Consider the following 20560-nt stretch of genomic DNA (forward strand, 5'->3'; position numbering starts at 1 on the left):
GAAAACCGCACAGCGTTTTCCACCGCTGGACCCCAGGTCCACCTCCCCGAGGAGAGAAACATGAACGTACTGATCATCGGCAGCGGCGGCCGCGAGCACGCCCTGGCCTGGAAAGTGGCGCAAGACCCGCGCGTCGCGAAAGTCTTCGTCGCCCCCGGCAACGCCGGCACCGCCCTGGAGCCCAAGTGCGAGAACGTCGCCCTCGACGTGCTGGCCCTCGAGCAGTTGGCCGACTTCGCCGAGAAGAACGTGGAACTGACGATCGTCGGTCCGGAAGTGCCGCTGGTGAAGGGCGTGGTCGATCTGTTCCGCTCGCGCGGCCTCGCCATCTTCGGCCCGACCGCCGGTGCCGCCCAGCTGGAAGGCTCCAAGGCCTTCACCAAGGACTTCCTGGCCCGCCACAACATCCCCACCGCCGCCTACCGGAACTTTACCGAGGTCGAGCCGGCCCTGGCCTACCTGCGCGAGGTGGGCGCGCCCATCGTGGTCAAGGCCGACGGCCTGGCTGCCGGCAAGGGCGTGATCGTCGCCATGACCCTCGAGGAAGCCGAGGAAGCGGTGCGCGACATGCTCTCCGGCAACGCCTTCGGCGACGCCGGCGCGCGCGTGGTGATCGAGGAGTTCCTCGACGGCGAGGAAGCCAGCTTCATCGTCATGGTCGACGGCGAGCACGTGCTGCCGATGGCCACCAGCCAGGATCACAAGCGCGTCGGCGACGGCGACACCGGCCCGAACACCGGCGGCATGGGCGCCTACTCGCCGGCACCGGTGGTCACGCCCGCGGTCCACCAGCGGGTGATGGACGAGATTATCTTTCCGACCATCCGCGGCATGGCGGCGGAAGGCAACGTCTACACTGGCTTCCTGTACGCCGGCCTGATGATCGACAAGTCGGGGGCGCCCAAGGTCATCGAGTTCAACTGCCGTTTCGGCGATCCGGAAACCCAACCGGTGATGCTGCGCCTGCAGTCGAGCCTGGTGCTGCTGGTGGAGGCGGCACTGGCCAAGGCGCTGCACAAGATCGAAGCGCAGTGGGATCCGCGGCCGAGCCTGGGTGTGGTGCTGGCCGCCGGGGGCTATCCGGGCGACTACGCCAAGGGCGCCGTCATCTCCGGTCTGGAGGCCGCCGCCCAGCTGCCGGGCAAGGTGTTCCACGCCGGCACCGCAGTCGCCGATGGCCAGGTGGTCACCGCCGGCGGTCGCGTGCTCTGTGCCACCGCCCTTGGCGAGACGGTATCCGCCGCCCAGCGCAACGCCTATGCCCTGGCGGAGAAAATCGACTGGGAAGGCTGCTTCTATCGCCGGGACATCGGTTACCGCGCCATCGCCCGGGAGAGTTGAAGATCCGCAGCGTTCGAGTGCCAGAAAGGCTGCCCTCCGGCAGCCTTTCTGGCGGTTACCTCACAACGAGCGATTGGCTATAATTTCGCCGTTCTTTCAGGAAGGGACACCGCAGTGCGTCGGCTCTGGAATGCCACAACGCTGGCCATCTGTCTGCTGTTGATAGCGCTGGCGACTCTGCCGTTCGTCGCGGGCAACCTGCTTCGTCCGGAACAGGTCTCCGTGTCCGCCGAAAGCCCCACGCGCGCCAACCAATGGTGGATATTCTTCGACCAGGGTGGCCACCTGAGGCTGGAGGACGTGACAGACCGCCGCGAGCTGTTCAGTCCCCTCGACCGCCGCTCCCTCACCCTGCCGGCCAGCGACCAGGCGGTCTGGCTCCAGGTGCCGATTCCCGCGCACGCCGAGCCGCGCTGGCTGTGGATGTTCGGCCCGCGCATCGAGCGCCTCGATTTCTACCTGCTGAAGGGCGGCAAACTCGAACAGAAGCTCGAGACCGGCGCGGTGCGCCCCCTGGACTCGCGCCCTTACGCATCGTCCTCCTACCTGTTCCCCCTGCCGAACGACGGGGAGACGCGCGAAGTCTGGCTGCGGCTGAGCAACCCGCACCAGATGGCGCTCGCCTGGTTCGGCACCCTGGACACCGCCGGCCTGCTCGCCGAAGGGCGTTCCGCCTACCTGCTCGGCGCGCTGCTCTGCACCCTGGCCATCGGCTTGGTGTACAACCTGATCCGCTTCTTCTACAACAAGGCCAACTGCAATCTCTGGCTGTCCCTGGCGCAGGGCTCGCTGCTCTTGAGCACCACCAGCCACTTCGGCCTGCTCGCCCTCTGGCTGCCGCAATTGAGCCTCCGACAGAGCCTGATCGCGGATGCCAGCGCCCTGGGCAGCTTCCTGTTCCTGCTGCTGTTCTCCGACAGCTTCTTCGACCGAGCCAAGCGCAGCCGGGCGTTCGACTGGCTCCTGCGCGGCCAGGCCGTCCTGATCGGCCTGGCCATGCTCCTCAGTGGGCTCTACGACCAGGGCTGGCTGCACAACCTGCTGATCGTGCCCGCGGCCCTGACGGTGACCCTGGTACCCGCCTACCACTGGCTGAACGGTTACCGCCCGGCCCGCCTGGTGCTGGTCGGCATGCTGTTCCTCCATCTGGGCTTCACCACCTACCTGACCATGCCGTTCGATTTCAATCAGAACAGCCCGGTCTGGCTGATGCTCGATCTCTTCGCCTTCACCGCCCTCAGCGGCCTGATGCTGACCTTCGCGATGGCCGAACGGCAGCGCGGCATCGAGCGGGAAACCGCCGCCCAGCACACCAACGAAGCCGCGACCTCGGCCGAGCTGCGGGCCAAGTCGGAATTCCTCGCCAAGCTGAGCCACGAGATCCGCACGCCGATGAACGGGGTGCTGGGCATGACCGAACTGCTGCTCGGCACGCCGCTGACCGCCAAGCAGTACGACTACGTGCAGACCATCAACAGCTCGGGCAACGAACTGCTCAGCCTGATCAACGACATCCTCGACATCTCACGCCTGGAGTCCCGGCAGATCGAACCGGACGACGTGCAGTACGACCTCAACGGCCTGATCGAGGACTGCCTGGGCATCTTCCGCGCCAAGGCCGAGCAGCGGAAGGTCGAACTGATCGGCTTCATCCAGCCGCAGGTGCCGCGCGTGGTCAACGGCGACCCGACGCGCCTGCGCCAGGTTCTGCTGAGCCTGATCGAGAACGCCTTCCGCCAGACCGACGAAGGCGACATCCTGCTCAAGGTCTCGCTGGACACCGGCGGCCCGCAGCCGCGCCTGCACATCGCCGTGCAGGACAGCGGCGAGGCGATGCCGGCGGCCAAGCGCGAAGCCCTGCTGAAAGACCGCGTGCGCAGCAGCGATTTGCTCTCCGCCGCACAGATCGACGGTAGCCTGAGCCTGATCATCGCCCGCCAGCTGGTCTCCCTGATGCACGGCAGCTACGGCATCGACGTCGGGCCGACCCGCGGCACCACGGTGTGGCTGTCCCTGCCCCTCGACCCGGCGCGTCTGGAGCACCCGGTCGCGGACCTCGACAGCCCGCTGCAGGACGCACGCCTGCTGGTGGTGGACGACAACGATACTTGCCGCAAGGTGCTCCTGCAGCAGTGCAGCGCCTGGGGCATGAAGGTCAGCACCGTCTCCTCCGGCAAGGAGGCGCTGGCTCTGCTGCGGACCAAGGCCAACCTGCGCGAATACTTCGACGTCGTCCTCCTCGACCAGGGCATGCCCGGCATGAGCGGCCTGCAGCTGGCGCAGAAGATCAAGGAGGACCCGGGCCTGAACCAGGACATCCTGCTGATCATGCTGACCGGCGCCAGCGACGCCCCGGGCCGGATCACCGCGCGCAACGCCGGCATCCAGTGCTGCCTGGCCAAACCGGTGGCCGGCTATACCCTGAAGACTACCCTGGCCGAGCAGCTCGGCCAGCGCCGGGAGCACAACCTGCAGCCGGAAGCCCTGGGCGAGAGCGCACCGCTGGAGGTGCCGAGCGATTTCAAGATCCTCGTCGCCGAGGACAACAGCATCTCCACCAAAGTCATCCGCGGCATGCTGCGCAAGCTCAACCTGCAACCGGACACCGCCAGCAACGGCGAGGAAGCCCTGCAGGCGATGAAGGCAAAGCAGTACGACCTGGTGCTGATGGACTGCGAGATGCCGATCCTCGACGGCTTCGCCGCCACCGAGCAGCTGCGCGCCTGGGAAGCCCTCGAGCATCGCCCGCGCACTCCGGTCGTCGCCCTGACGGCGCACATCCTCAGCGAGCACCGGGAACATGCCCGGCAGGTCGGCATGGACGGACACCTGGCCAAGCCGGTGGAGCTGTCGCAGCTGCGCGAGCTGATCGAGCAGTGGGTGGAACGCAAGGAGCGCCAGCGCCAGGTGCTCAGCCTCAGTCGCTGAACGTACGTCCTCCGCAGTGTCCGACGATCGTGCGCGGCGACAGGCAGCATCCGGCGCCGCTCTCGCTTAGAATGCGCGGCCGTTTTCCCGATCGAGCCTCTGCATGACCATCGCCCTCCCCGCCCGCGCCTGCGGTATCGACTTCGGTACCTCCAACTCCACCGTCGGCTGGCTGCGGCCCGATCAGCAGCCGCTGATCGCCCTCGAAGACGACAAGTTCACCCTGCCCTCGGTGGTCTTCTTCAATCTCGAGGAGCGCCGCCCGGTCTACGGCCGGCTCGCCCTGCACGAGTACCTGGAAGGCTACGAGGGCCGCCTGCTGCGCTCGCTGAAGAGCCTGCTCGGCTCCAAGCTGCTGAAGAGCGAGACCGCGGTGCTCGGCAGCGCCCTGCCGTTCAAGGAAATTCTCGGTCTGTTCCTCGGCGAGCTGAAGAAGCGCGCCGAGGCGGTCGCCGGACGGCCGTTCGAGGAAGTGGTGCTGGGCCGCCCGGTGTTCTTCGTCGACGACGATCCGCAGGCCGACCGGGAAGCCGCGGACACCCTGAGCGAGGTGGCGAAGAAGCTCGGTTTCAAGGAGGTTTCCTTCCAGTACGAGCCGATCGCCGCGGCCTTCGACTACGAGTCGGCGATCGAGCGCGAGGAACTGGTGCTGATCGTCGACATCGGCGGCGGCACCTCGGACTTCTCCCTGGTGCGCCTGGCTCCCGAGCGGCGCGCCGTGGCCGACCGCCAGGGCGACATCCTGGCGACCGGCGGCGTGCACATCGGCGGCACCGACTTCGACAAGCAGCTCAGCCTGCAGGGGGTGATGCCGCTGTTCGGCTACGGCGGCCGGATGAAGAGCGACGCCCCGATGCCGACCAGCACCCACCTGAATCTCGCCACCTGGCACACCATCAACGCGGTCTACGCGCAGAAGACCCAACTGGCGCTCAAGAGCATGCGCTACGACATCCTCGACCCGACCGGCATCGACCGCCTGTTCAAGCTGATCGAACAGCGCGCCGGACACTGGCTGGCGATGCAGGTGGAAGACAGCAAGATCGCCCTGAGCGAGACCACCCAGCGGCGCATCGACCTGTCGCGTATCGAGGCGGGCCTGGCTGCCGATCTCGACCGCGAGCTGTTCGAGGGCACCATCGAGCCGCTCCTGGAGCGGGTGCGCGGCAGCATCGGGGCTCTGCTGGCCGATGCTGGCATCGCCGAGGAGCAGGTCGACACGCTGTTCTTCACCGGCGGCTCCAGCGGCATTCCCGCGCTGCGCCGGAGCGTCGCGGCCATGTTGCCCAACGCCCGCCAGGTGGAGGGCAACGCCTTCGGCAGCATCGGCAGCGGCCTGGCCATCGAGGCGCACAAGCGTTACGGCTGAGGCCGGGCGCCCGACCGTCTAGGCGCGGCACGGTAGGCCTGACGATTCTGGCCTATGGTTGCTGGGTCAAGGCTGTTTCGATCCGGGGTGGCCATCATGCTGAAGAACCGCTTCCTGCTGCCTGCCAGCTTCGCCCTGCTGCCCGCTGCCGTCATGGTGCTGGCGAACCAGGACTGGGGCGCCTACGACACCGGCCAGACGCTGATCCTCAGGGGACCGCTGAAGGAGGTGCGCTACGAAGACCCGCAGGCCCGGGTCAGCCTCGATTACCAAGGCAAGGAGTGGACCGTGGTGCTGGGCCCGCTCTCGCGCCTGGAGTCGCGCGGCATGACGAGCACGGACCTGAAGCCGGGCCGGCCGGTCACCCTGGTCGGCCACCCGCGCAAGGACGGCACCCCGGAACTGCGCGCCGAGCGCATCGTCCTCGACGGCCGCACCCTGGAGCTGCGCTAGGCTACAGCCCGGCCTCGGCCAGGCGGCGGGCGTGCTCGACGAACAGACCGACCGGGTCCGCTCCCAGCCCGACCGGGCCGAGGCGCTGGTTGACGATGTCCAGGTGATCGAAGGGATAGTTCGACCCGATGACCTTGCCCAGGTGGGAGCTGAAGCGCCCGACCATCCCATCGTTCTGCCCGGCCTCGTGCTGGAACAGCCGGGCCAGCCGCCGGCACAGGAGGTGTCCCGGATCGAGGCGCCTGAGACCTCGCTCGATCTGCGGCTGGAGGATGCCGCTCCAGGAGTAGTAGCGCACGCCGTCGACCTCCTCGGCACCCTCGCCGCCCCAGCGCTTCGGCAGGCCCTGGGGATAGCGCGCGTTGAACGCCGCCATGCCTTCGCTGGACAGCGCCAGCAGGGACGCCGGGCCGTCGAGGGGAAGTCGCGGCCCGATGCCTTCCAGACGTTCCATGATCCGCGCCACCCCCTCGAAGGCCCCGGCCAGCAGGCGCTCGCGGCGACCGTCGGGCTGCAGCCGGTGGTGCAGCAGATCGGCCACCTCGGAGCCCCGATTCGGCGAAGCCACCGCCGTCACCGAGGCGACCCAGGCCGGGCACCTGGCCGCCGCGTAGCGCGCCGCCAGACCGCCCTGGCTGTGGCCGATCAGGTTGACCCGGGACGCACCGCTGGCAGCGAGAATCCCGGCGATGCGTACCAGCAGCTGCTCGCCCAGCGCCTCGTTGTCGTGCAGCGCGGACAGGCGCACCGGATAGACCGTAGCCCCCTGGCGCTGCAGGGCGACGTCGATGCCGCCCCAGTAGGAAAACCCGGCCACCCGCACGAAGCCCAGCAGGCCGGGCACCAACAGGATGGGGTAACGCGGTCTCGCCGACTCGCCCATGCTCGCCTCCTTCGCGCTCGCACTCGCCAACCATACTCCGACGCCGGTCCGATGGGCGCTTCGCGGCGCCGGCCGCCGCGTAACTTTGCCCGATTCGCCAGTCGAAACCGTTGTGGCTTCCCCCTAGAGGAGTACCGACATGCCCCAAGGCGACAAGTCCAAGTACACCGACAAGCAGAAGCGCAAGGCCGCCCATATCGAGGAAAGCTACGAGGCACGTGGCGTTCCCGAGGAAGAGGCCGAAGCCCGGGCCTGGGCGACGGTGAACAAGCAGTCCGGCGGCGGCGAGAAGAGTGGCTCGGGACGCCGGAAGAACGAAACCGCCAAGCGGGCCGACCGCAAGGATTCCGCCCGCCGGGCGGCGGCGACCCGCCAGGGGCACTCGCCCAACCGCGGTTCGGCGCAGGCCCGGCGCGAGTCCGGGAGCACCTCGCTGGCCGAGTTGAGCCGCGCCGACCTGCTCGAACGCGCCGCGGAACTCGGCGTGCGCGGTCGCTCGCGCATGCGCAAGGCGGAGCTGATCGAAGCGCTGAGCTGATCAGGGGCCTGCCCGGTCGAGTAGTTGGCAGAGCTGGCGGGTCGCCTGGAGCATCTGCAGGCTCGGCCGCTCGAGGCCGCGGTCGGGCACCACCCAGACTCGCCCGTCGCGCACCGCACGCAACTGCGGCCAGGCCTGCCAGACGGCGACCTGCTCCGGCCGGTCGACCAGGATCACCGCCGGATCGCGGGCCAGCACCGCCTCCAGGGATACCTGCGGCGCCGGCAGGGCGAGATCGGCGAAGACGTTGCGCGCCCCGCAGACCTCGAGCGCATCGCTGATGACCTGGCGGCCGCCGATGGTGTACAGGGGCTGATCCCAGACCTGATAGAACACCGGCAACGGCGCCGTGCGCCGGTAGCGCTGGCGCAACTCGCGCAGTTCCCGGCGAAAGCCGTCGGCCAACTGGCGCGCGCGCTCGCCTCGCCCGACTCTCGCGCCCAGCGCCTCGGCTTGGTCGGCGATATCCTCCAGCCGATGCGGCTCGGCCTCGAACAGCGGAATGCCGAAAGCGACCAGTTGCTCCCGCTGCGCCGCGGAAACGCCGCCCGGCCAGAGCAGGATCAGATCGGGGTCCAGAGCGAGCAGGGTTTCCACCTCGAACCGGCCGTAGTTCCCCACCGAGGGCAGCCCGGCCAGTGCCGACGGGCGCTCGCCGGCATCCAGCAGGCCGACCAGGCGCTCGCCGGCTCCCAGCTCCAGCATCAGCTCGGTCATCGACGGCGCCAGGCTGACCACCCGCTCGGCGGCCGTCAGCGGCAACGCGAGGCTCAGCAGGACGACCAGCAGCAGGCGCATCAGGCCAGTTGGCGCGGCAGACGGTAGAGATACAGCAGAAGCAGGCTGCCGAAGGTCAGCAAGAGCGCCGGAATGCTCTCCAGCCCGAGCACCAGCGCTCCCGCACCGATCCAGGCCGGCAGCGCGGCGCCGAGCAGGGCGTTGCGCCGGCGCCGGGCCAGATGCGCCCAGGCGGCGGACTCGGCCTCGCCGCCGAAGGACTTCTCGGTGGCGATCAGAGCATGTTTGTAGGCGCGGAACAGCGGCAGGGTGACGAACAGCGAGACCAGCCCGAGCGCGAACAGCGGCATGCCCAGCTGCGCGTCGCCGTCCAGGCGGAGGCCGGGCAGCAGCGAGAGCAGGACGACCGGCAACAGGGTCAGGAGCAGCTGGATCCACCAGGCGCGGATCAGGCGCCAGCGCCACTGGCGCCGGATCGGGGGCGATGCGGCTTCGCTCATCGGCAATCTCCGCCGGGATCAGTTCCCGGACAGGGTCTCCGCCTCGGCTTCGGCCTGATGCAGGCTGCCGAGCAGATGTCCGAGCTTGCCGGCCTTGGTCGCCAGGTACTTGCGGTTGTGCGGGTTGAGCCCGGTCTGCAGCGGCACCCGCTCGGCCACGCGGATGCCGTAGCTCTCCAAAGCCTTGACCTTGCGCGGGTTGTTGGTCATCAGCTTGACCGCGGAGATGCCGAGGTGCTCCAGCATCGGCAGGCACATGGCGTAGTCGCGCTGGTCGGCCCGGAAGCCGAGACGCTCGTTGGCCTCGACGGTATCGGCGCCGGTGTCCTGCAGCTGGTAGGCGCGGATCTTGTTCAGCAGACCGATGCCACGCCCTTCCTGGCGCAGATACAGCAGTACGCCGCGCCCTTCGGCGGCGATGGCGCGCAGCGCCGCCTCGAGCTGGAAGCCGCAATCACAGCGCAGGCTGAACAGGGCGTCGCCGGTCAGGCATTCGGAATGCAAACGCCCCAGCACCGGCGCGCCGTCATCCACCGTGCCCAGCGTCAGAGCCACGTGCTCCTTGCCGCTGGCTTCCTCGAGAAAGCCATGCATGGTGAAAACGCCGAACGGCGTGGGCAGCTTGGATGCGGCGACGAAGACGACGGACACCGGATTACTCCTGAAAGAGACGGCAAGAATTCATTGTAACAGTCACGCCCTGCTATAGGGCTGCCTGATTATCGATCATTCCTATCGATGCAACATCGGTGCCGCTTTGCCAGCTTCCGCAGCCTAGAGCTTGGACTCCAGCAGCAGCGCCCCCTGCTCTTCCCGCCAGCGCACGCGGTTGAGGAAGCTCATGCCGAGCAGGGCCGTGCCGGGCGAGCCGCCCTGCAGAACCACCGCCTCGACGCCGAACACTTCGAGCGTGCCGACCTTGACCCGGTCGAGTTTGATCTGCCAGCCCTGCGCCACGCCGCTCGCGGTATTCACCCGGATCGGCCGGCCGGTGTTCCGGTAATCGATCCCCAGGCGCTGCGCCTGGCCTTCGTTGAGGGCCACCGACGTGGCGCCGGTATCCACCAGGAACTGCAGGGGCTGGCCGCCGATGGAGCCGGCGACCCAATAGTGCCCGCCTTCGCCGCGGGCGACGCTCAGACGCGCCTTGCGCGGCGCGGCGAAACCGTCGCTGTACTCGCGGGAGAGACCGTAGCTGCGCTGCTCCCCGTCGACCAGCAGTACCGCGCCGCGGCTATCGGCGCTGATCACCCGCACCCCGCCGGGACCGACCTGGCCGGCCTTGACCAGCTGCCGCTGGCCGTCCACCTTGAGCACCGCGGCATTGGGAAACAGCCCGACCACCTGGACCTGCGGCGCAGCCGGCAGAACGGAGGAGAATGCCAGCGCCAGGCCGGCGACGAACGAACGGAAACGGTACATCCTTGCCCTCGAATTCCCAGTCGAATGAATGGCGCCGGAGCGGGATCGGCTTGGCTGATCCGCCAGGCGTCTCGGCCGCTACGCCATCAGGCCAGTGCCCAGATCAGCGCCTGCATCGCCAGCCAGGCGAACACGCCCGCCAGCACGTCGTCCAGCATGATGCCGACACCGCCGTGCACGTGTCGGTCGATCCAGTGGATCGGCCAGGGCTTGGCGATGTCCATCAGGCGGAACATCAAAAATCCCAGCAACAGCCACTGCCAGCCCTCCGGCACCAGCCAGAGGGTGATCCACATACCGACCATCTCGTCCCAGACGATGCCCTCGTGGTCGTGCACATTGAGATCCGCCGCGACCTTGCCGCATAGCCAGAAGCCGAACAGCATGGTCAGGCCGAGCATCAGCCAGTAGCCCCAGTCCGGCAGCATCTGCCACAGTGGAATGAACGGTAGCGCGACCAGCGAGCCCCAGGTGCCGGGGGCCTTCGGCAGGGTTCCGGAGCCGAAGCCGAAGGCCAGGAAATGCCAGGGGTTGCGCCACACCGAATGCGGCACGCTCATGGAGTCAGTCACTCGAACCCCCGAAATGTTGGTAGCCCTGGCGCCTCGCTTCGATTTCCCGGCCGGAACCATCCAGCAGATGCACGCCCTCGCCGACTTCGACCCGGCCGATCACCTGGATCGGCCATTGGGCCTGCAGCTCGGCGAGGAACGCCTCCGGCAGGGTGAAGGCCAACACGTAGTCGTCGCCGCCGCTCAGGGCGCAGGCGAGCGCTTCCTCGCGGTGGAGCAGCGCGCTCAGGGCCTCCGACAGCGGCAGGCGCTCCTGCTCGATATACAGCGCGACCCCGGAAGCCCTGGCGATGTGTCCGCAATCGGCGAGCAGACCGTCGGAAACGTCCAGCGCGGCGCTGGCCTTGCCGCGCAGTTCCAGGCCCAGCGCGAGCTGCGGTCGCGGTGCCCAGTAGCGCGCCAGCAGCGGCTCGGCGATCGCCGCCGCGGCTTGGCGCCGCCCGGTGATCAGCTGCAGCGCGCCGGCCGCATCGCCGAGCGGACCGCCGACGCAGAGCAGATCGCCCGGCCTGGCGCCGTCGCGGCGCAGCGCCAGGCCCTGGGGCACCCGCCCCATGACGGTCAGGGTCAGACACAGGGGGCCGCGGGTGGTGTCACCGCCGATCAACGCCAGCCCGCAGGAGCGGGCCTTGTGGTCGAGACCACGGGCGAAGGCCTCCAGCCAGGCCGGATCGGCCTCCGGCAGGGTCAGCGCGAGGGTGAAGCCGATGGGCCTGGCGCCCATCGCCGCCAGGTCGCTGGCGGTGGTCGCCAGGGCACGCTGGCCGAGGAGGAAGGGATCGCAGCCGTCGGGGAAATGTACCCCGACGACCAGGGTGTCGGTGGATATCGCCAGCTGCTCGCCCGGTGGGATCTCCAGCAGGGCGCAGTCGTCGCCGATGCCATAGGCCACGCCCGCGGTCTTCTGGGCACAGGCGGCGGCGGAGAAGTAGCGACGGATCAGCTCGAACTCGCCCATCGAACCCGCTTAGCGCTTGCCGCCGCGCACTTCAGCGGCACGCAGGCGCGGCGCCAGCTTGTCCAGGATGCCGTTGACGAACTTGTGTCCGTCGGTGGCGCCGAACACCTTGGCCAGCTCGATGCCCTCGTTGATCACCACCCGGTAGGGGACGTCGTGGCGGTTGCGCAGCTCGTAGGTGGACAGCCGCAGGATCGCCAGCTCGACCGGGTCGATCTCGTCCAGCGGGCGGTCGAGGAAGGACCGGAAATCCTCATCGATCTCGCTCTTCTGCCGCGGTACGCCGTGCAGGATCTCGTGGAAGTAGGCACCGTCGACCTTGCTGAAATCGTTGTCGACGCGAAACTGCGCCTCGATCTCGTTGAGCGGCTGGCCGGCAATATGCCACTGATACAGCGCCTGCATGGCCAGACTGCGCGCCTGGCGACGCGCGGCGGCCTTGCCCTTGGCCGGCTTGGCTGCCTGGTCCTTCGGGCTGTCGTCGTGATTCGGACTCACTTGGCCTCCAGGGCCGCCAGCAGGCTGACCATTTCTAGAGCGGACAGGGCCGCTTCGGCGCCCTTGTTGCCGGCCTTGGTGCCGGAGCGCTCGATGGCCTGCTCGATGGAGTCGACGGTCAGAACGCCGAAGGCCACCGGCACGCCGAACTGCAGGGAAACCTGGGCCAGACCCTTGGTGCATTCGCCGGCGACGTATTCGAAGTGCGGGGTGCCACCGCGGATCACCGCGCCGAGGGCGATGATGGCGTCGAATTCGCCGCGCTGGGCGACCTTCTGCGCCACCAGGGGGATCTCGAACGCACCGGGGGCGCGGACGATGGTCAGCTCGCTCTCGCTGACGCCGTGGCGCACCAGGGTATCGATGGCCCCCTGCACCAGGCTTTCCACGACAAAGCTGTTGAAGCGGCCGACCACCAGGGCGTAGCGGCCCTTGGCGGCAGTGAAGGTACCTTCGATGGTCTTCAGGGTCATTGGCGAATCTCGTCTCTAAAGAACCGGGACACGCCGCGGCGCATCCCGAGAATTGAAGCTGGCCCCGCCCGGCGGGAAGGGCCGGCCGGTGGGATCATTCAGCGGGCAGGTATTCTACAACTTCCAGGTCGAATCCGGATATCGCGTTGAACCGCATGGGCGAGCTCATCAGACGCATCTTGCGCACGCCGAGGTCGCGCAGGATCTGCGAGCCGACGCCCACGGTGCTGTAGGTCAGCGGCGAGCGCGGACTGCCCTCGCGCAGATGGGCGAGGACCTCGTTGCCGCTCAGCGGATGACCGAGCAGCAGCACCACGCCGCTGCCGGCCCGGGCCACTTCGGCCATCGCCGCGCGCAGGCTCCAGCGGCCGGGCTGATGGACCATCAGCAGGTCGCGCAGCGGGTCCATGTTGTGCACCCGCACCAGGGTCGGCTGGTCGGCCTTGACCTCGCCCATGACCAGCGCCATGTGCACGTCGCCCTCCACTTCGTCGCGGTAGCTCACCAGGTTGAAGCGGCCAAGCTCGCTGTCCAGCGGCTGCTCGGCGATCCGCTGGACGGTGCGCTCGTGGGTCAGGCGGTAGTGGATCAGCTCGGCGATGGTGCCGATCTTCAGGCCGTGCTCGGCGGCGAAGACTTCCAGTTCGGGACGGCGGGCCATGGTGCCGTCGTCGTTCATGATCTCGCAGATCACCCCGGACGGCTGGAAGCCGGCCAGGCGCGCCAGATCGCAGGCGGCCTCGGTGTGCCCGGCGCGGGCCAGCACGCCGCCGGGCTGAGCCATCAGCGGGAAGATGTGGCCGGGGCTGACGATGTCCTCGGCCTTGGCGTCCTTGGCCGCGGCGACCTGCACGGTGCGCGCGCGGTCGGCGGCGGAGATGCCGGTGGTGACGCCCTCGGCGGCCTCGATGGAAATGGTGAATTTGGTGCCAAAGCCGGAGCCGTTGCGCGGTGCCATCAGCGGCAGATTGAGCTGCTCGCAGCGCTCGCGGCTCATCGGCATGCAAATCAGGCCGCGGGCGAAGCGGGCCATGAAATTGATGTGCTCGGCCTGCACGCACTCGGCGGCCATGATGATGTCGCCTTCGTTCTCGCGGTCCTCGTCATCCATGAGGATGACCATCTTGCCCTGGCGGATGTCTTCGATCAGTTCGTCAATGGTGTTGAGTGCCATCTGGCCACTCCTTACTTCTTCAGGTAGCCGTGTTCGGCCAGAAAGCCTTCGGTCAGGCGCGAGGGTTGCGGGTCGGCGGCCTTGTCGCCGAGCAGCAGGCGTTCCAAATAGCGTGCCAACAGGTCGACTTCCAGATTCACCTGCCGTCCGGGTCGATAGTCGGCCATGACGGTCTCGGCCAGGGTGTGTGGGACGATGGTCAGTTCGAACTCGGCGCCGTTCACCCCGTTGACCGTCAGGCTGGTGCCGTCGACGGTGATCGAGCCCTTCAGCGCGATGTAGCGCGCCAGCTCGCGCGGCGCACGGATGCGAAACTGCACGGCGCGGGCGTTGTCCTCGCGGGAGATCACCTCGCCGACGCCGTCGACGTGGCCGCTGACTAGGTGCCCGCCGAGGCGGCTGGTCGGGGTCAGGGCCTTTTCCAGGTTGACCCGGCTGCCGGCTTTCAGGTCGATGAAGGCGGTGCGCGCCAGGGTCTCGCGGCTGACGTCGGCCCAGAAGCCGTCGCCCGGCAGCTCGACGGCGGTCAGGCAGACGCCGTTCACCGCGATGCTGTCGCCCAGCTTGACGTCGGCCAGATCGAGCTTGCCGGTCTGAACGTAGACGCGCACGTCACCGCCCTTCGGGCTGAGTGCGCGAATGGTGCCGATGGCCTCGATTATGCCGGTGAACATGACGCCTCCGAAGCGCGGCCTGGGCGCGCGAGGAAGAGGGGGTGGGAATGCTGCATGACGAACTCCTGTTTGGAAAAACAGGGCATCTTGGATCGATAAGGGGACTCACGGATGCCGGCTGGCACCCGTCGGAAGATCCCGCTCTCTCTCATCCGGACTATACCGTCGGCTCCGGAATCGCACCGGAATCTGCTGACCTTGCCGGGTTGTCCCGTCGCAAGCGCTCGCGGGCTAGGCGCCTGGCGCCATTACCGCCGGTGGGGAATCGCACCCCGCCCTGAGAACGTAGGGGCCGTTCGGGCCCGCAGGGGGTTTTATCACAGTTGTCCGCTTCTTGCAGCCCGAATGCGCGCGGGAGCTAGACCCGCGGGACGGCGACGATCCGCCAGTCGTCGCCCACCGCGCGGATATCCGCGATCCTCAGCTCGGGCGCCTCGGCCATCCGCTCCAGGGGCAGCTCCAGCAGCGGCCGGGCGCTGGAGCCGAGGAACTTGGCGGCGACGAAGATCTGGTACTCGTCGACCAGCCCGAGCCGGGCGAAGGCACCGGCCAGGCGCGGGCCGGCCTCCACCAGCACTTCGTTGGCGCCGCGCGCGGCCAGCTCGCGCAGCAGCCCCGGCAGATTCACCCGGCCGTCCGCGCCCGGCAGCGCCAGCAGATCGTGACCGGCGGCTTGGTAGGATTCGCGCTCGCCGCCATCGACAGTAGCCACCAGCGCCGGGCCGGCCTGGAAGAACGGCGCATCCAGCAGTACCCGCAGGCCCCCGTCGATCAGCACCCGCAAAGGCGGACGCTGCAGCGCCAGAGCGGCCTGTTCGGCCTCCAGGCCCAGCTCCGCGCCGCGCACGGTGAGGCGCGCCCTGTCCGTCAGCACGGTATCGGCGCCGGTCAGCACCACGCTGGAGCGGGCGCGCAGGCGCTGCACCGCGGCCCGCGCCTGGGGTCCGGTGATCCACTGGCTCTCGCCGCTGGCCATGGCCGTGCGGCCGTCCAGGCTCATGGCCAGCTTGACCCGCAGGAACGGCAGACCCTGCTCCATGCGCTTGACGAAGCCGGCGTTCAACGCCCGTGCCTCGCTCTCCAGCACGCCGCTGCGCACCTCGATGCCGGCATCGCGCAGCAGCGCCAGGCCGCGTCCGGCGACCAGCGGGTTCGGGTCCTGCATGGCCGCCACCACTCGGCCGACCCCCGCCTTCACCAGCGCCTCGGCGCAGGGCGGCGTGCGTCCGTGGTGGCTGCAGGGCTCCAGGGTGACGTAGGCGGCGGCGCCGCGGGCCAGTTCCCCGGCCTGACGCAGGGCGTGGACTTCCGCATGGGGCTCGCCGGCGCGCACGTGCCAGCCTTCGCCGACGATCGCGCCGTCGCGGACGATGACGCAGCCGACCCGCGGATTGGGATGGGTCGAGTACAGCCCCTTGCGCGCCAGTTCCAACGCGCGGGCCATGTAGGCGTGATCGTTCATTCCTTGGCGGGCTCCCGCGACAGACGTTCGATTTCCTCGCGGAACTCGTTGAGATCCTGGAAGCGCCGGTAGACGGAGGCGAAACGGATGTAGGCGACCTCGTCGAGCTGCTTGAGCTCGGCCATCACCAGCTCGCCGAGCACCCGCGACTTGACCTCGCGCTCCCCGGTGGCGCGCAGCCGGTGCTTGATCCGGCCGATCGCCGCTTCCAGCCGCTCGATGCTCACCGGGCGCTTCTCCAGCGCCCGCTGCATGCCGGCGCGCAGCTTGTCTTCGTCGAACGGCTGGCGGCTGCCGTCCTGCTTGATCAGCCGCGGCATCACCAGCTCGGCGCTCTCGAAGGTGGTGAAGCGCTCGCCGCAGGCCAGGCATTCGCGGCGACGGCGGACCTGATCGCCCTCGGCGACCAGTCGCGAGTCGATGACCTTGGTATCGTGGGCGCCGCAGAATGGACAGTGCATGGAGGCGGTCGGTGGCTGAAAAGCGGTCATGGTAGCGCATCCCGCGCTCAAGACAAGCGAGCGGCTTTGCGCTATACAGGGCCCGGAATCCGTCCCCAAGGAGCCCCTGATGTCGCTGCGCCCCCTCGCCCTGCTCACCCTGGCCGCCCTGCTTGCCGGCTGCACCAGCAAGCCGCAGAGCCCGCCGCCGCAGGAGCCGGCGCCGCCGCCGAAGATGCAGCAGAGCGTCCGCGCCAAGGAGCCCGGGGCCCTGCCGAGCTACCTGCGTGAGCTGACCGGCCGCCTGCACGGCGCACCGGCCAACAGCGAGGTGGAGCTGGCGCTGCTGCTGGTCGACGACAACGAGCGCCCGCGGGACCTGGTGGCGGTCGCCCAGCTCGACGGCACCGGCCAGCCGCTGCCGTTCAACCTTCGCTTCGCGCCGCGCGGCGACGAACCGGACGTGCACCTGGAGCTGCGCGGCCGGGTCAGTCAGTCCGGCCGACTGATCATGCGCCTGCCGGCGCAGCGCATTCCGGCCATGGACAACCAGGCCCTCGGCGACCTGCGCCTGGTGCCGGCGCCGTGAGCGCGCCGGCACACCTGCAACGCGCGCTGGAAGAACTGCTAGGCGACGCCCGCCTGATCGCCACGCCCCTGCCCGGAACCAACCTGCGCCTGTGGCTGATCGATCCGGCGAACATGGACCGCGCCTTCAGCGCCGAGGAAACCCGGCGCATCCTCGAGGAGCCGCCCTACTGGAGCTTCTGCTGGGCCAGCGGTCTGGCGCTGGCGCGCTGGCTGGAGCGGAGACCGGAATGGGTGCGCGGACGGCGCGTGCTGGATTTCGGCGCCGGCAGCGGGGTCGCCGCCATCGCCGCAGCCAGGCTGGGCGCCGCCAAGGTGGTGGCCTGCGATCTCGATCCGCAGGCCTTAGCGGCGTGCCGGGCAAATGCCGAACTGAACGGGGTGGAGCTGGGCTACTCGGCGGACTTCTTCGCCGAGGCCGACCGCTTCGACTTGGTGATCGTCGCCGACGTGCTCTACGACCGGGGAAACCTGCCGCTGCTGGACCAGTTCCTCGGTCGCGGCAGGGAGGTGCTGGTCGCCGATTCGCGGGTGCGCGACTTCGCCCACCCGCTGTACCGGCGCCTGGATACGCTCGAGGCCTGCACCTGGCCGGATCTGGCCGAGCCGACGGAGTTCCGCCGGGTCAGCCTGTACCACGCCCGGCGCCCAGGCTGAGCGGCGCGCATCAGCCGCGCGGCACCTCGATCAGAAAGCGGAACAGCGAACCGTGCTGCTCCACCGACAGGCAGTTGTAGCCTTTGGCCTTGGTGTCCTCGGGAATGCCGTTCACCGACTGCGAGCAGTCGGTGACCACCTCCAGCAGATCGCCCGGCTGCATGGTGGCCAGGGTTTCCAGAGTGGCGATGGCGTTGTACGGGCAGTGTTCGCCGCGCAGATCGAGGGACAGGGTCGGTTTGGCTTGGCTCATGGGGCGGGACTCCGGATGACTTGGAAACGACGGGCGTTGAGCTGGACCAGCAGCATGGCCAGGGCCAGACCGGCGAAGGTCAGCAGCAGGCCGGTGCCGCGGCCGAAGCTCTGCAGCAGGTTGATCTTCGGATAGGGTAGCGCCAGGGCGGTTCCCAGCTCGTCCCAGTAGATGGCGACCAGGGTGCCGCCGATCACGTTGCCGAGGCCGACCACCCAGAAATGCATCTGGCCTTCCATCGCCCGGTACATCCAGCCGGTCTCGCAGCCACCGGCGAGCACGATGCCGATGCCGAACAGCAGGCCGCCGATGACGGCGTTCGGCCCCATCCAGAAGATCTTCGGCGCGGCGCCCAGGCCGATGGCTGCGAAGGTGCCGACGCAGGCCGCCGCCATGCCCAGCAGGATGCCGAGGGCGACGCGAGTGCGGCCGGTGGTCCAGAGATCGCGGGCGGCGCTGGTGAAGCAGATCTGCGCGCGCTCGATCATGCCGCCGAAGAACAGGCCGAACAGGACTGCCATGCCCAGGGCGATCGACACTTCGAAGCGCCAGGCGGCGAAGAGCAGCGCGGCGGCCAGCACCGCCATGCCCAGGCGCGCCTGGACGCGGGTGCGCCGCTCGACGGCGGCGGGATCGGCGAACAGCGAGCTGGCCTGGCTGCCGACCTTCAGCGGCGTGCGCAGGAACGGCAGCAGACAGATCTTCACGCCGATCCAGGCGCCGCCCACCGTGGCCAGCATGAAGGCCCAGGCGTGCAGGGAGAACATCGGAATTCCGGTGAAGAAGGCCGCCAGGTTGCAGCCCATGGCCAGGCGCGCGCCGAAGCCGGCGACGATACCGCCGATCAGCCCCTGCAGCAGGCGACGCTTGCTGGTCGGCCAGCGCAGGCTGACGTTGCCGGCCCAGAGCGCCGTGCACAGGGCGCCGGCGAACATGCCGACGATCATCACCCCGTCGATGCGGTCCAGCGGAGTGCCGGCGAGACCGAGCAGCTTGAAGTAGCTCCACTCCTGCGGCTGGTAGCCGAACCAGGAAGCGACGTGTCCGCCCCAGCGGGTGAATTCCCCGGTGACGGCCCAGAAGGTGCCAGTGATGGCGAAATAATAGGCGGATGCGACACCCAGTGCGACCAGCGCCGGCAGCGGCGACCAGAATCGCACCAGGTAACGTTGTCGGAACTCGGACAGAGCGGACATGCGGACTCCTGAAATTAAAGATGGGAGGGTGAAAGGCGCGGGATTCTAGTCGCCGCGAGGCCAACTGGTAAGCCGAACGTTGCCGGACCGCCCATCGCCCCCTCCCGCACCGGTGTCGACGGATCGTCGAGCTGGCTTGCTTTCCGTCGCGGCCATCCCCACTTACCATGCAGAACCTTCATCCTCCGCATGCCCTTTCGAGAGTCACGATGAGCGCAACCCCCTATATCTTCGATGTGTCCGGCGCCGCCGGCTTCGAGCAGCTGGTGATCGAGAACTCCTTCCACAAGCCGGTACTGGTCGATTTCTGGGCCGAGTGGTGCGCTCCCTGCAAGGCGCTGATGCCGCTCCTGGCGCAGATCGCCGAGAGCTACCAGGGCGAGCTGCTGCTGGCCAAGGTCAACTGCGACGTGGAGCAGGACATCGTCATGCGCTTCGGCATCCGCACCCTGCCCACCGTGGTGCTGTTCAAGGACGGCCAGCCGGTGGACGGCTTCGCCGGCGCCCAGCCGGAATCGGCGATCCGCGCCATGCTGGAGCCCCATGTGGCGCAACCGGTGGCGCCCGAAGCCGATCTGCTGGAGAGCGCCCAGGCGCTGTTCGCCGCCGGGCAGATCGGCGAGGCGGAGAACCTGCTCAAGCAGCTGCTGAGCGAGGACAACACCAACGCCCCCGCCCTCATCCTCTACGCCCGCTGCCTGGCCGAACGCGGCGAGCTGACCGAAGCCGAGGCCGTGCTGGACGCGGTGAAGGGCGACGAACACAAGCAGGCCCTGGCCGGCGCTCGCGCGCAGCTGACCTTCCTGCGCCAGGCCGCCGACCTGCCGGAAGTCGCCAGCCTGAAGAGCCGTCTGGCGCAGAACGCCGAAGACGACGAGGCCGCCTACCAGCTGGCGATCCAGCAACTGGCGCGGCAACAGTACGAAGCGGCGCTGGACGGGCTGCTCAGGCTCTTCGTGCGCAACCGCAGCTACGCCGACGGCCTGACGCACAAGACCCTGCTGCAGGTGTTCGACCTGCTCGGCAACGACCACCCGCTGGTCACCCTGTACCGCCGCAAGCTGTATCAGGCCATCTACTGACCGATCCGGCTCGCCCTCAGCCCTGCCAGCGGTAGACCGGCGCATCCGCGCCGCTCTCCACCCGCACCTGAGCGCTGTGGCGCAGACGCACCAGCAGGCGCTTGCCGGCCTCCGGGCTGCCGGCCAGAGCCTGCAGAGCGGCGAGCAGCGCCGGCCCCTGCATCTCTCCGGTCTCGCGCAGCAGCTGCTGCGCCGTCTCCCACAACCGATCGGCCTGCCCGGCCGGGGCGACCGGCGCTTCGGCCGCCGCGCCGGCCCCGGCGGATAACGCCGACGCCAGGCGCGCCCACTCCCCATCGTCCAGTTCCAGGGTCAGATCCACCGGCCACTCGCCGATATGTCCGCGTATTCTCATGCTCTC

At 68.8% G+C, this 20560-nt stretch carries 23 protein-coding genes, 1 pseudogene and 1 riboswitch; of the genes and pseudogenes, 8 read left to right on the top strand and 16 right to left on the bottom strand.

Annotation, left to right across the window (positions count from 1 at the left end; all coding sequences use genetic code 11):
• Positions 1-60 precede the first annotated feature (60 nt).
• From purD to ACFOJE_RS06565, 4 genes are all read left to right on the top strand, one after another.
• Positions 61-1341: a phosphoribosylamine--glycine ligase gene (gene purD / locus ACFOJE_RS06550; RefSeq protein WP_377813485.1), complete on the top strand. Its 1281-nt coding sequence runs from the start codon at positions 61-63 to the stop codon at positions 1339-1341.
• A 114-nt stretch (positions 1342-1455) separates the two neighbouring features.
• The gene (locus ACFOJE_RS06555; RefSeq protein WP_377813486.1) at positions 1456-4269 is read left to right on the top strand and encodes a hybrid sensor histidine kinase/response regulator; all 2814 of its coding nucleotides are present in this window, start codon (positions 1456-1458) and stop codon (positions 4267-4269) included.
• Between the two features lie 103 nt (positions 4270-4372).
• Positions 4373-5638, top strand: coding sequence for an Hsp70 family protein (locus tag ACFOJE_RS06560; protein WP_377813487.1), 1266 nt, complete (start codon positions 4373-4375; stop codon positions 5636-5638).
• A 96-nt stretch (positions 5639-5734) separates the two neighbouring features.
• Positions 5735-6091 (top strand): DUF6152 family protein, encoded by a 357-nt coding sequence (locus tag ACFOJE_RS06565; RefSeq protein ID WP_377813489.1) that lies wholly within the window; start codon positions 5735-5737, stop codon positions 6089-6091.
• Position 6092: 1 nt separating this feature from the next.
• Here the strand turns inward: ACFOJE_RS06565 and ACFOJE_RS06570 are convergent, their stop codons facing one another.
• Positions 6093-6974: an esterase/lipase family protein gene (locus ACFOJE_RS06570; protein WP_377813490.1), complete on the bottom strand. Its 882-nt coding sequence runs from the start codon at positions 6972-6974 to the stop codon at positions 6093-6095.
• Positions 6975-7113: 139 nt separating this feature from the next.
• Between ACFOJE_RS06570 and ACFOJE_RS06575 the strand changes: the two genes are divergently transcribed.
• Positions 7114-7512, top strand: a complete 399-nt coding sequence (locus tag ACFOJE_RS06575; protein WP_377813491.1) for a Rho termination factor N-terminal domain-containing protein — start codon at positions 7114-7116, stop codon at positions 7510-7512.
• Here ACFOJE_RS06575 and ACFOJE_RS06580 read toward each other — a convergent pair whose 3' ends face one another.
• The 12 genes from ACFOJE_RS06580 to nrdR form a co-directional block, all read right to left on the bottom strand.
• The gene (locus tag ACFOJE_RS06580; protein ID WP_377813492.1) at positions 7513-8310 is read right to left on the bottom strand and encodes a cobalamin-binding protein; all 798 of its coding nucleotides are present in this window, start codon (positions 8308-8310) and stop codon (positions 7513-7515) included. It lies immediately after the preceding gene.
• On the bottom strand, positions 8310-8750 hold the full coding sequence (locus tag ACFOJE_RS06585) for an MFS transporter (protein ID WP_377813493.1): 441 nt from the start codon (positions 8748-8750) through the stop codon (positions 8310-8312). Before ACFOJE_RS06585 ends, ACFOJE_RS06580 begins: the two co-directional genes overlap by 1 nt.
• Positions 8751-8768: 18 nt before the next feature.
• The gene (gene ribA, locus ACFOJE_RS06590; protein ID WP_377813494.1) at positions 8769-9401 is read right to left on the bottom strand and encodes a GTP cyclohydrolase II; all 633 of its coding nucleotides are present in this window, start codon (positions 9399-9401) and stop codon (positions 8769-8771) included.
• Between the two features lie 123 nt (positions 9402-9524).
• Positions 9525-10172: a retropepsin-like aspartic protease family protein gene (locus tag ACFOJE_RS06595; RefSeq protein WP_377813496.1), complete on the bottom strand. Its 648-nt coding sequence runs from the start codon at positions 10170-10172 to the stop codon at positions 9525-9527.
• A gap of 86 nt (positions 10173-10258) precedes the next feature.
• A complete protein-coding gene (locus tag ACFOJE_RS06600) occupies positions 10259-10732 on the bottom strand; it encodes a phosphatidylglycerophosphatase A family protein (protein WP_377813497.1) in 474 nt (157 codons plus the stop codon).
• Between the two features lie 4 nt (positions 10733-10736).
• Positions 10737-11702 carry a thiamine-phosphate kinase gene (gene thiL, locus ACFOJE_RS06605; protein ID WP_377813498.1) on the bottom strand — a complete coding sequence of 322 codons (966 nt, stop codon included), beginning with the start codon at positions 11700-11702 and terminating at the stop codon, positions 10737-10739.
• Positions 11703-11711: 9 nt separating this feature from the next.
• Complete coding sequence (gene nusB, locus ACFOJE_RS06610; protein WP_377813499.1) at positions 11712-12200, bottom strand: transcription antitermination factor NusB; 489 nt, start codon at positions 12198-12200, stop codon at positions 11712-11714.
• The gene (gene ribH, locus ACFOJE_RS06615; protein WP_377813500.1) at positions 12197-12673 is read right to left on the bottom strand and encodes a 6,7-dimethyl-8-ribityllumazine synthase; all 477 of its coding nucleotides are present in this window, start codon (positions 12671-12673) and stop codon (positions 12197-12199) included. Before ribH ends, nusB begins: the two co-directional genes overlap by 4 nt.
• A 94-nt stretch (positions 12674-12767) precedes the next feature.
• Complete coding sequence (ribBA, locus tag ACFOJE_RS06620; RefSeq protein WP_377813501.1) at positions 12768-13847, bottom strand: bifunctional 3,4-dihydroxy-2-butanone-4-phosphate synthase/GTP cyclohydrolase II; 1080 nt, start codon at positions 13845-13847, stop codon at positions 12768-12770.
• An 11-nt stretch (positions 13848-13858) separates the two neighbouring features.
• On the bottom strand, positions 13859-14521 hold the full coding sequence (locus ACFOJE_RS06625) for a riboflavin synthase (RefSeq protein ID WP_377813502.1): 663 nt from the start codon (positions 14519-14521) through the stop codon (positions 13859-13861).
• A 136-nt stretch (positions 14522-14657) separates the two neighbouring features.
• Positions 14658-14810, bottom strand: a riboswitch (FMN riboswitch).
• Positions 14811-14879: 69 nt separating this feature from the next.
• The gene (gene ribD / locus ACFOJE_RS06630; RefSeq protein ID WP_377813503.1) at positions 14880-15983 is read right to left on the bottom strand and encodes a bifunctional diaminohydroxyphosphoribosylaminopyrimidine deaminase/5-amino-6-(5-phosphoribosylamino)uracil reductase RibD; all 1104 of its coding nucleotides are present in this window, start codon (positions 15981-15983) and stop codon (positions 14880-14882) included.
• Positions 15980-16444 carry a transcriptional regulator NrdR gene (gene nrdR / locus ACFOJE_RS06635; protein WP_377813879.1) on the bottom strand — a complete coding sequence of 155 codons (465 nt, stop codon included), beginning with the start codon at positions 16442-16444 and terminating at the stop codon, positions 15980-15982. Before nrdR ends, ribD begins: the two co-directional genes overlap by 4 nt.
• Before the next feature lie 109 nt (positions 16445-16553).
• Between nrdR and ACFOJE_RS06640 the strand changes: the two genes are divergently transcribed.
• Positions 16554-17012, top strand: coding sequence for a YbaY family lipoprotein (locus tag ACFOJE_RS06640; protein ID WP_377813504.1), 459 nt, complete (start codon positions 16554-16556; stop codon positions 17010-17012).
• On the top strand, positions 17009-17668 hold the full coding sequence (locus ACFOJE_RS06645; RefSeq protein ID WP_377813505.1) for a class I SAM-dependent methyltransferase: 660 nt from the start codon (positions 17009-17011) through the stop codon (positions 17666-17668). Before ACFOJE_RS06640 ends, ACFOJE_RS06645 begins: the two co-directional genes overlap by 4 nt.
• Before the next feature lie 10 nt (positions 17669-17678).
• On the opposite strand, the gene yedF is transcribed toward ACFOJE_RS06645, so the two are convergent.
• Both yedF and yedE read right to left on the bottom strand, forming a co-directional pair.
• Positions 17679-17921 (bottom strand): sulfurtransferase-like selenium metabolism protein YedF, encoded by a 243-nt coding sequence (yedF, locus tag ACFOJE_RS06650; protein ID WP_377813880.1) that lies wholly within the window; start codon positions 17919-17921, stop codon positions 17679-17681.
• Positions 17896-19117, bottom strand: a pseudogene (yedE, locus tag ACFOJE_RS06655) (selenium metabolism membrane protein YedE/FdhT); the annotation flags it as partial. The pseudogene yedE and the gene yedF, both read right to left, overlap by 26 nt.
• Positions 19118-19326: 209 nt before the next feature.
• Here yedE and trxA point away from each other — a divergent pair.
• Positions 19327-20199, top strand: coding sequence for a thioredoxin (trxA, locus tag ACFOJE_RS06660; protein WP_377813506.1), 873 nt, complete (start codon positions 19327-19329; stop codon positions 20197-20199).
• 16 nt (positions 20200-20215) lie between these two features.
• On the opposite strand, the gene ACFOJE_RS06665 is transcribed toward trxA, so the two are convergent.
• Complete coding sequence (locus ACFOJE_RS06665; RefSeq protein ID WP_377813507.1) at positions 20216-20554, bottom strand: hypothetical protein; 339 nt, start codon at positions 20552-20554, stop codon at positions 20216-20218.
• Positions 20555-20560: the final 6 nt, after the last annotated feature.

Origin of the sequence: Azotobacter bryophylli (assembly GCF_042643485.1) — a bacterium.
GTDB lineage: Bacteria > Pseudomonadota > Gammaproteobacteria > Pseudomonadales > Pseudomonadaceae > Azotobacter > Azotobacter bryophylli.

Bases quoted from the DNA above. Each gene is read 5' to 3' on its own strand.
- purD (WP_377813485.1), top strand. From the start codon at position 61: ATGAACGTACTGATCATCGGCAGCGGCGGCCGCGAGCACGCCCTGGCC.
- ACFOJE_RS06560 (WP_377813487.1), top strand. From the start codon at position 4,373: ATGACCATCGCCCTCCCCGCCCGCGCCTGCGGTATCGACTTCGGTACC.
- ACFOJE_RS06565 (WP_377813489.1), top strand. From the start codon at position 5,735: ATGCTGAAGAACCGCTTCCTGCTGCCTGCCAGCTTCGCCCTGCTGCCC.
- ACFOJE_RS06570 (WP_377813490.1), bottom strand. From the start codon at position 6,974: ATGGGCGAGTCGGCGAGACCGCGTTACCCCATCCTGTTGGTGCCCGGC.
- ACFOJE_RS06575 (WP_377813491.1), top strand. From the start codon at position 7,114: ATGCCCCAAGGCGACAAGTCCAAGTACACCGACAAGCAGAAGCGCAAG.
- ACFOJE_RS06580 (WP_377813492.1), bottom strand. From the start codon at position 8,310: ATGCGCCTGCTGCTGGTCGTCCTGCTGAGCCTCGCGTTGCCGCTGACG.
- ACFOJE_RS06585 (WP_377813493.1), bottom strand. From the start codon at position 8,750: ATGAGCGAAGCCGCATCGCCCCCGATCCGGCGCCAGTGGCGCTGGCGC.
- ACFOJE_RS06595 (WP_377813496.1), bottom strand. From the start codon at position 10,172: ATGTACCGTTTCCGTTCGTTCGTCGCCGGCCTGGCGCTGGCATTCTCC.
- ACFOJE_RS06600 (WP_377813497.1), bottom strand. From the start codon at position 10,732: ATGAGCGTGCCGCATTCGGTGTGGCGCAACCCCTGGCATTTCCTGGCC.
- thiL (WP_377813498.1), bottom strand. From the start codon at position 11,702: ATGGGCGAGTTCGAGCTGATCCGTCGCTACTTCTCCGCCGCCGCCTGT.
- ribH (WP_377813500.1), bottom strand. From the start codon at position 12,673: ATGACCCTGAAGACCATCGAAGGTACCTTCACTGCCGCCAAGGGCCGC.
- ribBA (WP_377813501.1), bottom strand. From the start codon at position 13,847: ATGGCACTCAACACCATTGACGAACTGATCGAAGACATCCGCCAGGGC.
- ACFOJE_RS06625 (WP_377813502.1), bottom strand. From the start codon at position 14,521: ATGTTCACCGGCATAATCGAGGCCATCGGCACCATTCGCGCACTCAGC.
- ribD (WP_377813503.1), bottom strand. From the start codon at position 15,983: ATGAACGATCACGCCTACATGGCCCGCGCGTTGGAACTGGCGCGCAAG.
- nrdR (WP_377813879.1), bottom strand. From the start codon at position 16,444: ATGCACTGTCCATTCTGCGGCGCCCACGATACCAAGGTCATCGACTCG.
- ACFOJE_RS06640 (WP_377813504.1), top strand. From the start codon at position 16,554: ATGTCGCTGCGCCCCCTCGCCCTGCTCACCCTGGCCGCCCTGCTTGCC.
- yedF (WP_377813880.1), bottom strand. From the start codon at position 17,921: ATGAGCCAAGCCAAACCGACCCTGTCCCTCGATCTGCGCGGCGAACAC.
- trxA (WP_377813506.1), top strand. From the start codon at position 19,327: ATGAGCGCAACCCCCTATATCTTCGATGTGTCCGGCGCCGCCGGCTTC.
- ACFOJE_RS06665 (WP_377813507.1), bottom strand. From the start codon at position 20,554: ATGAGAATACGCGGACATATCGGCGAGTGGCCGGTGGATCTGACCCTG.